6 protein-coding genes and 1 tRNA gene are annotated in these 13,647 nt (G+C 40.9%); 4 read left to right on the top strand and 3 right to left on the bottom strand.

Annotated features, from left to right (window positions below):
• Positions 1 to 134: 134 nt before the first annotated feature.
• From H6F52_RS08355 to H6F52_RS08340, 4 genes are all read left to right on the top strand, one after another.
• On the top strand, positions 135 to 1,082 hold the full coding sequence (locus H6F52_RS08355; RefSeq protein ID WP_190533618.1) for a circadian clock protein KaiA: 948 nt from the start codon (positions 135 to 137) through the stop codon (positions 1,080 to 1,082).
• Between the two features lie 103 nt (positions 1,083 to 1,185).
• Positions 1,186 to 1,500 (top strand): circadian clock protein KaiB, encoded by a 315-nt coding sequence (kaiB, locus tag H6F52_RS08350; RefSeq protein WP_190415941.1) that lies wholly within the window; start codon positions 1,186 to 1,188, stop codon positions 1,498 to 1,500.
• A gap of 94 nt (positions 1,501 to 1,594) precedes the next feature.
• Positions 1,595 to 3,160: a circadian clock protein KaiC gene (gene kaiC / locus H6F52_RS08345; RefSeq protein ID WP_190415940.1), complete on the top strand. Its 1,566-nt coding sequence runs from the start codon at positions 1,595 to 1,597 to the stop codon at positions 3,158 to 3,160.
• 426 nt (positions 3,161 to 3,586) lie between these two features.
• Complete coding sequence (locus H6F52_RS08340; RefSeq protein WP_190415939.1) at positions 3,587 to 4,432, top strand: class I SAM-dependent methyltransferase; 846 nt, start codon at positions 3,587 to 3,589, stop codon at positions 4,430 to 4,432.
• Positions 4,433 to 4,487: 55 nt separating this feature from the next.
• On the opposite strand, the gene H6F52_RS08335 is transcribed toward H6F52_RS08340, so the two are convergent.
• The 3 genes from H6F52_RS08335 to H6F52_RS08325 all read right to left on the bottom strand — a co-directional run bounded on the left by H6F52_RS08335 (position 4,488) and on the right by H6F52_RS08325 (position 13,468).
• Positions 4,488 to 4,560, bottom strand: a tRNA-Arg gene (locus tag H6F52_RS08335).
• A gap of 165 nt (positions 4,561 to 4,725) precedes the next feature.
• Positions 4,726 to 11,787: an ATP-binding protein gene (locus H6F52_RS08330; protein WP_190533616.1), complete on the bottom strand. Its 7,062-nt coding sequence runs from the start codon at positions 11,785 to 11,787 to the stop codon at positions 4,726 to 4,728.
• Between the two features lie 400 nt (positions 11,788 to 12,187).
• Positions 12,188 to 13,468, bottom strand: coding sequence for a class I SAM-dependent methyltransferase (locus tag H6F52_RS08325; RefSeq protein WP_190533613.1), 1,281 nt, complete (start codon positions 13,466 to 13,468; stop codon positions 12,188 to 12,190).
• Positions 13,469 to 13,647: the final 179 nt, after the last annotated feature.

The following is a 13,647-nucleotide window of genomic DNA, read 5'->3' as shown; positions in this document are numbered from 1 at the left end:
CAATTAATAACAATTGGATTAATGATTAAATTAATATTAAGTAGTTAATGAAGAATGCCGGTGAGAGATCCTCCTCTTGAGCGATGTCTCCAGACAAACAGTAATTTAATTTCTACTCTAGAATAGTTAAAGTTTTGCATCATCCGCTGTCTATTTGTACTTTTGTGCGCTCGGAGTCGCTGGCACAGTCCTTACGCGATTCATTGTGCAGCGAATCCCCCAAAGAAGCGATCGCCATAGAACATCGCTATCTTCTAAACCAGATATCGTCCTTACCGGAGTTGTTTGACTGGGTTGAGCAGTACAAGCAACAAATTGATTGTTTGGTTTTACAAGAAGACTCATCGTTGCGCCCCCTCGTCAATCGTTTATACGAACAAGGCATACTGCTGCCAGTTGTGATTTTATCCGGGGTAGCGGACGAAGCCAGTCAGGGATCGACCACCCTAGAGGGGCAAAATCCCCCCCGTACCGCCCCGAATTCTACCCAAGCCTTGGAGACTTACATCTACCACCCTGGGGAAGTTTATGTAGCTGCAACCGAAGCAGACAAAATCGCGCGATTGATTGAACGGGCGATCGCTCAGTTTCTTACTCTTGCTCCCACCTGTCTCCTGCCAGATCGCTCCATCACCGTCGATCCCATCACCGAGTTGCATACTCAAAATTTTCTCATGCTACAGCAGCGACGGCTGTCTGAAAAACTTAAGGAGCGATTAGGATATTTGGGTGTGTACTATAAGCGAAATCCACAGTCTTTTTTCCGCTATCTATCCCGAACCGAGAAGCAAGAACTTTTACAGCAACTCCGAGCAGAATACCGCAAAATTGTTCTCAGTTACTTTTCCACAGAGAGTACACTGAATCAAATAATCGACCAATTTGTGACAACGGCTTTTTTTGCCGATCTCTCTGTTTCTCAAATTGTTGAAATTCACATGGAATTAATGGATGATTTTTCCAAAAAACTGAAATTAGAGGGGCGGAGTGAAGAAGTATTACTGGACTATCGATTGACTTTAATTGATGTCATTGCTCACCTGTGCGAAATGTATCGCCGTTCCATTCCTAGAGAGTCATGAGTTTGCGCTTTAAGCGATTCATTTAAAGCAGACTCCGAAAAAACCTTAGACTTTAGACAATCCCGATTTCCCACTCCAAAACTCTTACCCTAATCCCTAAGCTATGAGTGCGCTAAAGAAAACTTATGTTCTCAAGCTCTACGTTGCTGGAAATACTAGCAATTCTGTACGAGCTTTGACAACACTCAAAAATATCCTCGAACACGAGTTTCAAGGTGTCTACGCTCTCAAAGTGATCGATGTTCTCAAAAATCCGCAACTGGCAGAGGAAGATAAAATATTAGCCACACCCACCTTAGCAAAAGTATTACCACCTCCAGTCCGCAAAATCATTGGGGATCTTTCAGATCGGGAAAAAGTCTTGGTAGGGCTAGATATTCTCTATGAAGAACTTGCTGAAGCCGAAGCGGATTTATAAACTTTAATTCGGACTGGAGACTTTAGACTTTAAACTGTTGTAGGTTTCCTAGCCCGTTTCTGCAAGTAGAGCCAATTTTTGCGACGGAAGAGCGATGAGTAAAACTAATCCGATTGAGCCACAAGCCGAATTGGCTCCGGTGGGAGTACAAAAAATCCGGACGATGATTGAAGGCTTCGATGATATTAGTCATGGAGGCTTACCTTTAGGGAGAACTACCTTATTCAGTGGTACTTCTGGAACTGGTAAGACATTATTTGCCGTTCAATTTCTTTATCATGGAATTGCCTATTTTGATGAGCCTGGGGTATTTGTTACCTTTGAAGAATCTCCTACCGATATCATCAAAAATGCCTCCAGTTTTGGTTGGGATCTGCAACGCTTAATTGATGAAGGAAAGTTATTTATTCTGGATGCTTCACCCGATCCGGAAGGGCAGGAAGTCGTCGGGAACTTTGACCTTTCCGCCCTAATTGAGCGGATTCAGTACGCCATTCGTAAATACAAAGCTAAGCGGGTTTCTATCGATTCTGTCACCGCTGTTTTTCAGCAATATGATGCTGCTTCTGTGGTACGAAGAGAAATTTTTCGCTTAGTAGCTCGCCTCAAACAAATTGGCGTCACTACGGTGATGACGACGGAACGGCTCGAAGAATATGGCCCCGTGGCGCGGTTCGGAGTAGAAGAGTTTGTTTCCGATAACGTGGCAATTGTCCGCAACGTTTTGGAAGGAGAACGCCGTCGTCGCACGATTGAAATTCTTAAACTTCGTGGCACCACTCACATGAAAGGGGAATACCCTTTCACCATGACCAATAATGGCATCAATATTTTCCCGCTAGGAGCGATGCGGCTTACCCAGCGTTCTTCTAATGTCCGGGTGTCTTCGGGTGTCAAAACCCTCGACGAAATGTGTGGAGGTGGATTTTTTAAAGATTCTATCATTCTGACAACGGGTGCCACGGGTACTGGCAAAACGCTTTTAGTCAGCAAATTTTTGCAAGTTGCCTGTACGAACAACGAACGTGCCATTTTGTTTGCCTACGAAGAATCTCGTGCCCAACTGTCTCGCAACGCCTACTCTTGGGGCATTGATTTTGAGGAGATGGAACAAAAAGGATTGCTGAGAATCCTTTGCACCTATCCAGAGTCGGCTGGGTTAGAAGACCACTTGCAGATGATTAAGTCGGAAATTGCTGAATTCAAGCCGTCTCGCATTGCCATTGATTCGCTTTCGGCATTAGCTCGAGGCGTCAGCAACAACGCCTTCCGGCAGTTTGTGATTGGGGTTACAGGTTATGCCAAGCAAGAGGAAATCACTGGCTTTTTTACCAATACCACAGACCACTTTATGGGTTCCCACTCGATTACGGATTCCCATATTTCCACCATTACAGACACGATTTTGATGCTGCAATATGTGGAAATTCGCGGTGAAATGTCCCGCGCTATCAATGTCTTTAAAATGCGGGGTTCGTGGCATGAAAAAGGCATCCGCGAGTACACGATTAGTGATGCAGGAGCTGAAATTAAGGATTCGTTCCGGAATTACGAACGAATTATCAGTGGTTCTCCTACTCGGATTGCGGTTGATGAAAAGAGCGAACTCTCCCGAATTGTCAGAGGGATGAGGGAAAACACTGACGATACAGAAATCTAATACTGCTTTCAGCATCTGGAATCGGTAACAACTCTATCTTTAGGCTTATATCCGAAGATATACGGATATAAGCATTTTCTCACCCACAACCCGGAGTGCGGTCATTTTTCCTAATTTGGAAACAGATTGAAAACGGTTAAATCGCCTAGAAGCCTTGATTTTACGAGAAAATCCAGAATTTATTGTCTTGAGAATTTCAGTCTTCTTTACAGAAACTTTATACTTCTGCGGTCAGCTCTCTTTTTATTTAAAGCTTAAGTAAAGATAAGCTCTCAGCCATAGCAATATTTTTGAAGGAAAGATTAAATATAAAGAACATCAGTCCGGATATTTACGGAGTTACCCGAATCTTTAAGGCTGGGGTACTGAAGAATACAAAATAGTCGCTTTCATCCAACCACAGCCTAGGGGAGGAGATTGAGTCAAATGCCGACCTTAAAAAAATCTCAACTTCAGTTAAACAATTTTCAACTGCTCAATGAGATATTTTTCCCGAAAAACTATGAAGCTGATTCCAGATTGAATCTGAAGCAAATCTGGGAGAAAGCTTCACTGCAATGGGAACAAACTACCCTTTCTCAAAAAACTCCTAAAGAAATTTGGGAGAATATTCCGACAGGCAAACATTTTGATTCGATTTTGGATCTGGGTTGTGGATATGGCAGACATGCTGCCTATCTTTCAAAACAAAAAAAAATTACCTGCAATCAGTATTACGGAATAGATATTTCCGAAAATATGCTGCGTCGGATGTTGACCTTTCATAAGGCATACAATTTATTCTCTTCATCGGATTTTTCTTTGATTTGTATGCCAATGGGTCAGTTGCCCTTTGAGGACAATTCAATAGAATTTGTAATCTCAAGTAGTGTTTTTCTTCACCTAGAAAAACAACAACTCAGCAAGAACCTGGCAGAAATTGCTCGTGTCATCAAGCCAGGGGGAGTCTTTATTTTTGAGGATTTATTTTACAACCGATACTGTCCGGCAAATATTCTGGATAACGTTTTGAGGAAAGTCAGGAAATCCGGACTCAATTTAGCCGATTTAAAGCAATACTCGTTGCGGGAAATCAACTGGCTGCTGAAAAATTCCCAACTCTCGCAAAAATGCCCCCAGTACACGATAAAACCCCATAAATCTGCCCTGCTACCAGAACAACTGAGGGGAGTTGATATTTCTGCTTCGCCAGATATCGAGCGGGAAGTGAATCCTTCCAAATTTTTAAAAGGGATTTTGGCGAGTGGTTATTGCGTTTACTCGAAAGGTTAAAGTTTAAAGGCTAAAGAAGAGACGCGATCGCGCCTCTTCTTTTTAGGGCTTTCAACGAGCATGGAGGGATTCGAACCCCCGACCCTCAGAACCGGAATCTGATGCTCTATCCACTGAGCTACATGCCCTAATAACTTGAATAGTATAACATTTTTTGGGATTTAGCAATTCGGGCATTCCAGATGCTGTTACTTTACGGTAAATTGGTCAGCGGTTGGGTGATGCCTCTCAAAGAAAATGATTCGCTTTGCACCTGAAGCCAGAGGTCTTCATTTTGATTGCTCTGGTCTATATCAGCCTTTTTTTTGCTGCTGAATCGGAATCTCTATAATAAACTCTACGCCCTGTAAGGGTGACGAAATACAGCGAATCTGTCCCCCGTGACGTTCCACCACAATCGAGTAGCTGATAGACAATCCCAAGCCAGTGCCAGCTCCCACCGGCTTCGTCGTAAAGAAGGGGTCAAATATCTTCTTTTGCACTTCCTCTGTCATGCTAGGCCCATTATTCCCAATCCGGATTGCAACCCGATCCTCCTCTACAACAGAGGTGCGAATCCAAATCGTAGGTGATTGTTCATGATTCATGGTTGATTGTCCATGGTCATGACCCGCGAACGATAAACCACAAAACTCTTCTAAGGCATCGATTGCATTACTGAGAATATTCATAAATACCTGATTCAACTGACCCGCATAACAGGCCACTTTAGGCAGGCGAGCAAATTCTTTAACCACCTCAATCCCCAATCGGTTTTTCTGGGGTTTGAGCCGATGCTGCAAAATTAACAAGGTAGATTCAATGCCTGAATGAATATCTACTGGCTTCATTTCTGCTTCATCCAAGCGCGAGAAGTTTCTCAATGACAGCACAATAGATTGGATACGTTCGGCTCCTACCTGCATAGAAGATAAGATTTTCGGGAAGTCTTCTTTCAAATATTCCAATTCAATTGTCTCAATCTCCCGCTGAATTTCTGGAACTGGATCGGGGTAAAACTGCTCATACATCTGTATAAGATTGAGCAAGTCTCGCGCATAGTCATTTGTAGGGGCAAGATTGCCGTAAATAAAATTTACTGGGTTGTTAATTTCATGGGCTACTCCTGCCACCAGTTGCCCAATACTAGACATTTTTTCTGCCTGAATCAGCTGAGCTTGGGTGCGTTGTAATGCGCTTAAAGTGAGTTCTAGCTGTTGTGCTTTCTCTCGTTCTCGCGCTTCTGCTTGCCGCAGCGCCTCCAGATTAGATAGCTGAAGATGAAGGTTGATGCGTGCTAGAAGTTCATTTTTCGAGATTGGTTTAATGAGATAGTCGTTGGCACCAGACTTAAATCCTTCTACCAGGTCTGATACTTGATTTTTGGCAGTTAACATCAAAATGGGAAGTTCGTTCAGCGAATACTGTTCGCGAATTTTCTTGCAAACTTCATAGCCAGTCATGCGCGGCATCATTACATCCAATAAAATGATGTCAGGTCTTAGCCCCTGCGCGATCGCTGCCAATGCTTCTATGCCATTAAAGGCTTGAGTTAAGGAATAGTTTTGCTCCGATAGATAGTTGACCAGCACCTGCACGTTAACTGGCTCATCATCCACTATCAAAATCTTGACATCGCCACTTTGGGTTGCAAATTGCTGTTTAGCAGGTTGCAAGTTTCCAAGTCGAGGTTTCAATTCTTTAAACTTAAACCTTTCTTCAACCTTCAATTCTTCAACCTTCACCTCTTTTGAGAGGGGTAGGGTAAACGTAAATTGGGAACCAACGCCCATTTGAGATTCTACGCAAATTTCCCCATTGTGCAATTCCACTAGCTTTTTAGTAATCGCCAGACCAAGACCAGTCCCTCCATAAATTCTTGCTGTTGAGCCATCAGCTTGTTCAAAAGATTCAAAGATTTTGCCAAATTTCTCTGGGGGGATACCAATTCCCGTATCGGCAACGGTAATCGCTAGATAAGGTAAATATTCAGCGTCAGAAGAATCTTCCTTCTGCCCCTCCTCGACCACAGATGCCGACACTTCTACCACACCAGAATCTGTAAATTTAATAGCATTACCGACCAGGTTGTAGAGAATTTGTTGCACCCGATCTTCATCAGCATTAACAGACGGTGTATTGGGAGCAATTTTATTGAGCAGTTGCAAAGATTTCTTACCAATTAGAGGCTGGCTGAGAGTCAGCACTACGTTGGTAATTTCTCTCATTCCCACCGGCTTGATTTTAAGCGGTAGATTTCCATGTTTCAGTTTAGAAAAATCAAGGATATCGTTGATCAAATTGGATAGCCGGTGAGCGCTCGATACTACCATCGATAGATTATAAATTGTCTTCTCAGGCAAATGCCCCGTTACACCATCTATCAAAGATTCGGTAATGCCAATGATGCCATTAAGCGGGGTGCGGAGTTCGTGGGAGGTATTTGCCAGAAACTCGTCTTTTAACTCCTCCATCCGTTTGCGTTCGGTAATGTCTTGGAATCCACTCAGCATTGCTTGCTCGCCGTTGAATGCGATTGGCTGAATGGATAAATTAATCCAAAATGGCGTTCCATCTACCTTTTTTGCCTGAAATTCGTAGTTGCGGACGTACCCATTTTTAGCCAGTATCTTCAGCAACTCTTTTCGAGCCTCAGGATCGTAATGAAATTCTTGTGCCTGACGACCTATCAATTCTTGCGTGGATAGACCCAAAGTTGAGCTACACGCCATATTCGCATACAGGATTTGGCTGTCAGATACACGACTTATCAGTAGAGGAACCGGAGTAGTTTCGGCAATCAATCGAAATCGCTCTTCGCTTTCGCGTAAGCGATTTTCTGCCTGCTTGCGCTCGTCAATTTCTTGCTTGAGGTCAGCATTTAATGCTGTCATCTCATCATAGAGTTTGGCATTCTCTAGAGAGATAGCAATTTGAGAAGACAGCATTTCCAAAACTTTCAATCGGTCAGGTGTAAAAGCATTAGTCGTCAGATTGTTTTCAAGATAAAGCAGACCAATTAGATGCGTTTGCTTAATAATGGGAAGACATAATATAGATTTAGGCTGATATTGTAAAACGTAAGAATCTGATTTAAATAAGCCTTGGTTAGTGGCATCGTTTAAAACTAAATTATTCTTCGTTCTTTTTACATAATTGACAATAGCAGGAGAAACCTTATGACTGGATTCTACGGGAATAAATTGGAGAACAGTTACCTCAGCCCGATCGACTTCTCCCTCAGCAGCGATCGCTAAGTTGCCTGATTGTTCCAGAATGAGAAAGCCTTTCTGCGCTCCAGCATTCTCAATCACAATTTTCATCAATTTTTCTAGCAACTTGTCTAAAACGATCTCACTTGCTAAGGTTTGGCTGGCTTTCACGACTGTCGTTACATCCAACAATCCCGAATCGCTGCCAGTACTAGAAGAAATTATGTTGCTTAGACCCCCAGCTTTGCCGGTTACAGATACTCCGGAAAAGAACTGCGGATATTTTTCTTCCACATCATTCACTTTAGCGATCGCGCCCCATTTAAGATAGCCATAGTGAGCTTCCAGAATATGGGCTTTTGCCAGCACAGTGTATCCTTTACCGAGAAAAAACTTTGCCGCTAGTTCATTGGCTATCGCTTCGTTCTGGATATAATCATTTTCTCTAGCTGAGTTAATTGACTTTTCATATAAATCCAAAGCCTCCCCCTCTTTGCCGGTAATTCGCGCTATTTCAGCGGACATTAGTAAATATTTGTGCAAAAAGTTGTCTGGGCAAGCTTCAGACCACTTCCTCATCTTTTCCAGATTTATCAATATATTTTTCATTGCCTGCTCTTTCTCTGCTTCCAGCAAAGTAGGATAAAAAGCTGTTTGAATTAAAGTAGAGTAAAAATAATGTTCCGGTATCATGATGGTCGCGAAAGGAATCGAGATCAGTGTTTCCCCTTCTGCGATCGCTTTCATCGCATCATCATATTCCTCGTATAAATAAAGTAGTTGAGCCTTTAAAATACAATAAGTAACATAAAGAGCTGGAACTTTTTTCAATTCATCCCAATGATCTTCTTCTTTAAAATTATTATCGTTAAAACTTGTTTCTTGTTCTGTTTCTCCTTTTAAACTTAAAGCAAACTTTTGGATGACTAAAAACATATCTATAAAAGAGCGTATTTTCTTTTTAGAGGTAAACTCTAAATATTTTTGCGCTTCTTGATAAACTTCATTCAAATTATCTCCTTTAAATGTTAATTTAACAGCTCGATAGTAAGCTGAATAAGTAGCCCATTGAAAATCGCCAATTTCAATTCCGTTCTGAAAACCATTTTTTAGATATCCCTCACACTCTGTCCTCAAATGATTTTTCCAGTGACTAATATACGAACCGAAAATCATGTTGAGTTTACATTTGAAAGTTATATTATTAAATTTTTCATTCACTTTTAAGGCTAATTCGCCATATTGATAAGCTGATTCAAACTCATCTCTTCCTGCCAGAGTCCATCCATAGGACATATAGGCAAAAGAAGTGACATTTGAATTGCCATATTTTAAAGATATATTCACCATTTTTAACATTATTGAATCAAATATATGCTTGCCAATAAATCGGGCAGGTGGAGTCATATTTATAAGAATCTTTGTAGCAGCTACTTTCTCCAAATCGGTCATATCTGGCGCATCAATCAAATCTTTAACCTCTCTCCCTGCCAGATTAGCTTTAACCTTTTGGGTCTCAGATTCTATTAGTTTTGTTAGTTCCTTTTCACCATCCGGGAGGGAGATACCAAATAACCTCAATCCTGCTTTACCAATTTCAATCGCTTCTTTAGTTTTCATCAAGTTAGTTGTATATATAATTATTTTCATAATATATACACTTGCTTTTTCTAAATTAGACGCGGCTTTATTTAAAATAATTTCAAAAAACTTTTCACATTCATCAATGTTTCCGTTCAGGTATTCGCATTCTGCGCGTTCTTTATAAAGAGATAATATTAACGGATGCTGGAATTCCCAGTCCTTCTCTGAAAGCAGTTCCATTCCAGCAGTTATATATTTTAATGCCGGTTCAAAAGCTGTAGATAGCTTTGCTTTTTTACCAGCCGTTAGATTTAAATTTGCTAGTTCATATCTTTCCTCTTGATTATTTATGATATCCTTGCCGCAATTAAGCTGATTAACTATATCAAAAATTTTGTCTTCTAGTTCTTCTCGATCTGTATTTTTAAGTAATAGCTGACCTACTCTGAGATGAACCTGTTGTTTATCAGTTTCTGGGATTAAGGAATAAACTGCCTGCTGTACGCGGTCATGCAGAAATTTGTAGGCAACAGCTAAATCATTATTGAGAGAAGCATTTAAAGTATCTTCTGTATAATCTTGAACGTATTTATATGCATTCCCAATGGGTATAATCAGTCCTTCCTTAAGGGCTTCCCTAAGTTCAACAGAAGTTTCTACCTGAGACTTTTCATTAACAATCGATAAAACTTTTAAATTGAATTCGTTGCCAATACAAGCTGCAAGTTTTAGGGATTTCTGAGTAGAATCAGAAAGCTTTTTAACTTTTGTCACCATTAACTCAACTACATTATCCGTGATTTGCATTCCTCGAATTTTTTTAAGATCCCACTGCCAACATCCCTGTTTTAAGTTAAAATTAAACAAACTTTCTTCATAAAGAGATTTTAAAAACTGAGTTAAAAAGAAGGGGTTACCATTAGTTTTATTAAAAACCAACTTTGCCAAAGAATTTGTTTTTGTTGATTCAGATTTAAATGTGTCGGCAATCAGTGAATTAACATTGTTAATAACTAAAGAGTTAAGAGAGATATTATTTACTGCAATATCGCTCTTTTTCAGTTCTTCCAATGTCAGCATTAAAGGATGAGTTGTACTCACTTCATTATTTCGGTAAGCCCCAATCATGAGTAAGTATTTACTATCCGGATCGGTCATTAGCAGATAAATTAATTTTAATGAGGCTGAATCGGCCCATTGTAAGTCATCTAGAAATAAGACTAGGGGATGGTCTTTTGTCGTAAAAACACTGAGAAACTTTTGAAAAACTAAATTCAATCGATTTTGGGCTTCTGTCGGAGCAAGTTCTGGAACTGGTGGCTGTTGGCCGATAATGAGTTCCACTTCTGGAATTACATCAATAATGACTTGACCGTTGCAACCAAGAGATTCTAATAGTTGTGTTTTCCAAAAGTCTATTTTTTCTTGGCTTTCTGTTAAAAGTTGTCGAACTAATTCTTGAAAAGCTTGAATTAAGGAAGCGTAGGGAATATTCCGTTTAAACTGATCGAACTTGCCAGAGATAAAATAACCTCTTTGCCGTACAATTGGTTTATGAATTTCATTAACTAAAGCTGATTTACCAATTCCAGAGAACCCTGAAACTAGCATCATTTCAGTCGAGCCAAGGCTGACTCTTTCAAAAGCTGCCATGAGAGAAGCAATTTCGGAGTCTCGACCATAAAGTTTTTGGGGGATTTGAAATTTATCAGAGATATCGTGTCTACCGAGTGGGAAATCGCTAATTTTCCCCGTACTTTCTAGATGGGTTAGACAAGTCTCTAGATCGGCCTTGAGTCCAAAGGCACTTTGATAGCGATCTTCAGCATTTTTAGATAATAATTTCATTACGATGTCAGACACCGCTGGTGGAATGTTTGGATTCAGATGATTGGGTGGAATTGGAAGGCTGGCAATATGGCAGTGAACTAACTCCATCGGATCGTTAGATTGAAAAGGCACCCTTCCAGTTAGCATTTCGTAAAAGGTGACACCTAAGGAATAAAAGTCGGTACGATAATCAATTGAGCGATTCATTCTCCCCGTTTGCTCTGGTGATATGTATGCAAGGGTGCCTTCTAGCAAATTGGGGTTGCCAATCATCTGGTTTTCTCTAGACAGACGCGAGGCAATGCTAAAATCGGTAATTTTTACCAATCCCGTTTCCGGATTAATAAGGATATTTTGAGGCTTAATATCCTTATGAATAATGTTATTTTGATGGAGTTGACTAATTGTTTCTGAAACATTAATAACTATTTGAATATTTCTTTTTAAATTAATTTTGTTTTTTAAGAGGAAATTTTGTAGTGAATCTCCTCCAAAATCTTCCAAGATTAAAAACCAATATTGATTATATTTTTCTAGTTCTAAAGGTTTAACAATTCCTGGGATAGGTAAGTTATAAGCAATTTCATATTGATGTTTAAGCTTGGCAATTTCCGTGAGAGCTGGATACTCTTGCCAAAGACTCTTAACAATAACAGGTTGCTCATCATGATGGCGATATCCTCGATAAACAACGGTTTTTGTTCCCTCGTAAATTTTTGATGTGATTGTATAACCTGGAATTTTTAGCATAATTTGGTTTGTGTCTCAATTGGTAACTAGAGTCAAATACAGTGTTCGACTGGTCAGGAATATGCCAGGGTATTTATACAGTAATCGTTCGCCAAAGTGCAAAGTTAATAATCTGGCTACAAATGTTGCTGTCAGCCTATCTTTGGTATAAGGTTAGCCACAAAAGTAATGACGCAGACTAAATTTAAACGGGGAATCAGTGTAAGAACTTCTGTATTTAAATGTTCAATCTTCTGGCAACACAGCGTCAGAATCGCTGATTCTGCTCTTGATGCCTGAAAAACAATCCAGCTTTGCTGTTTTCTGGGCATAGTGGTCTACCAAGGCCGTGAGTATTCTGATTGTACAAAGTGACGGCTGTGGCATCACTCTGTAGTAGAAACAAGCAATATTAAAACTCTTAATATAACCAATCTTTACGGGTAAACGGCAATTTCCACGCTTTATCTGCTCGTCGCCGCAATAGGACTTGATAAAGCCCCATGTGGTTCTGTTCAAAGGCAAGAGCGAAACCGATGAGATAGAGCCGCCATAATCGGACTTTACGTTCGCTGCTGAGGGCGATCGCTTTCTCCATCACTGCATCCAAGTTAGCCGCCCAACAGCGCATTGTTTTGGCGTAGTGCATCCGCCAAGCATCAACATCGACAATCTCCCATCCCGTCTCTTCAGCGACAGCTAAAGAATCGGACAACCTGGACAGCTCTCCGTCTGGGAAGATATAACGTTGAACAAAGCGTTCGTTGAGGCTGGAACCGTCCCATTTTTCTGACGCGGTGATGCCGTGATTGAGAAACAAACCCCCAGGCTTCAAGGTAGATAAGGCACTTTGAAAATAAATCGGGTAGTTTTTAATTCCTACGTGTTCAACCATCCCAACTGAAACAATTTTGTCAAAGGTTGGCGTTTGGGGTAAGTTGCGATAGTCGAGAAGCTCGACTTTTAGCTGGGTATCCAAACCTTCTTTCGCGATCGCTTGTTGGTTAAAAGCCAGCTGCTCTTTACTCAGAGTAATACCATATCCCTTCACTCCGTAATGAGTTACAGCCCAGCGTAGCAAAGCTCCCCAGCCACAGCCAATATCTAATAAATATTCGCCGGGTTTTAATTGGAGTTTACGGCAGATCAAATCAAGCTTTGCCTGCTGAGCTTCTTGCAGGCTCATCTGAGGATGTTCAAAATAGGCACAAGAATAGACGAGTAAAGGATCGAGCCAAAGACGGTAAAAATCATTGCCAACATCATAGTGATATTGAACAACTGCCAAGTCGCGATCGCGACTATGAGCGATCAATTTCTGCCAAGGTGATTTCTCTGGCTGCGATAAAGGCAATTGGGGTAGACTCAGTGCTTCCATCCAAGCTTTGATTGCTTTGCTGCGATCGCATTGGGAAAAGGAAAGCGCTTCTAAGAGCATCAGATCGTCGATGTTACCTGTAAAGTCTAAAAAGCCCCGAAGGTAAGCTTCCGCTAGAACCAAAGGATCTTGACTCAGAATTAGCGTCCGGATGACTCCGGGATGATGAATCTGCAAAGTGAGTTGAGGAAGCGAGTTATCAAAAGTTTCATTGGTCATTATCTTGTCTGTCCCCCAGCAATCGATGCAGAATTTCAGAGGCAGTAGAGAAAACCGTTCGCTCAAGATATCTCGGATGCCGGTAGGAACAGAAGAATATGACATAGTTGATTTAGCGTGTTAATGGTTATGTGTCAGTAGCAATTGGGGATTTTGGATTTGCTCTCACCCAACGGTGAGGCAACCTTAGCCTGACGATGTAGAGCAACAACGCCGAAATGGTACTAATGATGAGTTTTCAACTCAGCACCATTCATATCTACAGAGGAATAACCATTAATCAC

The organism is Coleofasciculus sp. FACHB-542, from assembly GCF_014695825.1.
Taxonomy (GTDB): domain Bacteria; phylum Cyanobacteriota; class Cyanobacteriia; order Cyanobacteriales; family FACHB-T130; genus FACHB-T130.
The sequence above is the reverse complement of the archived record's forward strand: the minus strand, read 5'-3'. Positions and strand labels throughout refer to the sequence as shown.

Bases quoted from the DNA above. Each gene is read 5' to 3' on its own strand.
- kaiB (WP_190415941.1), top strand. From the start codon at position 1,186: ATGAGTGCGCTAAAGAAAACTTATGTTCTCAAGCTCTACGTTGCTGGA.
- kaiC (WP_190415940.1), top strand. From the start codon at position 1,595: ATGAGTAAAACTAATCCGATTGAGCCACAAGCCGAATTGGCTCCGGTG.
- H6F52_RS08340 (WP_190415939.1), top strand. From the start codon at position 3,587: ATGCCGACCTTAAAAAAATCTCAACTTCAGTTAAACAATTTTCAACTG.
- H6F52_RS08330 (WP_190533616.1), bottom strand. From the start codon at position 11,787: ATGCTAAAAATTCCAGGTTATACAATCACATCAAAAATTTACGAGGGA.
- H6F52_RS08325 (WP_190533613.1), bottom strand. From the start codon at position 13,468: ATGTCATATTCTTCTGTTCCTACCGGCATCCGAGATATCTTGAGCGAA.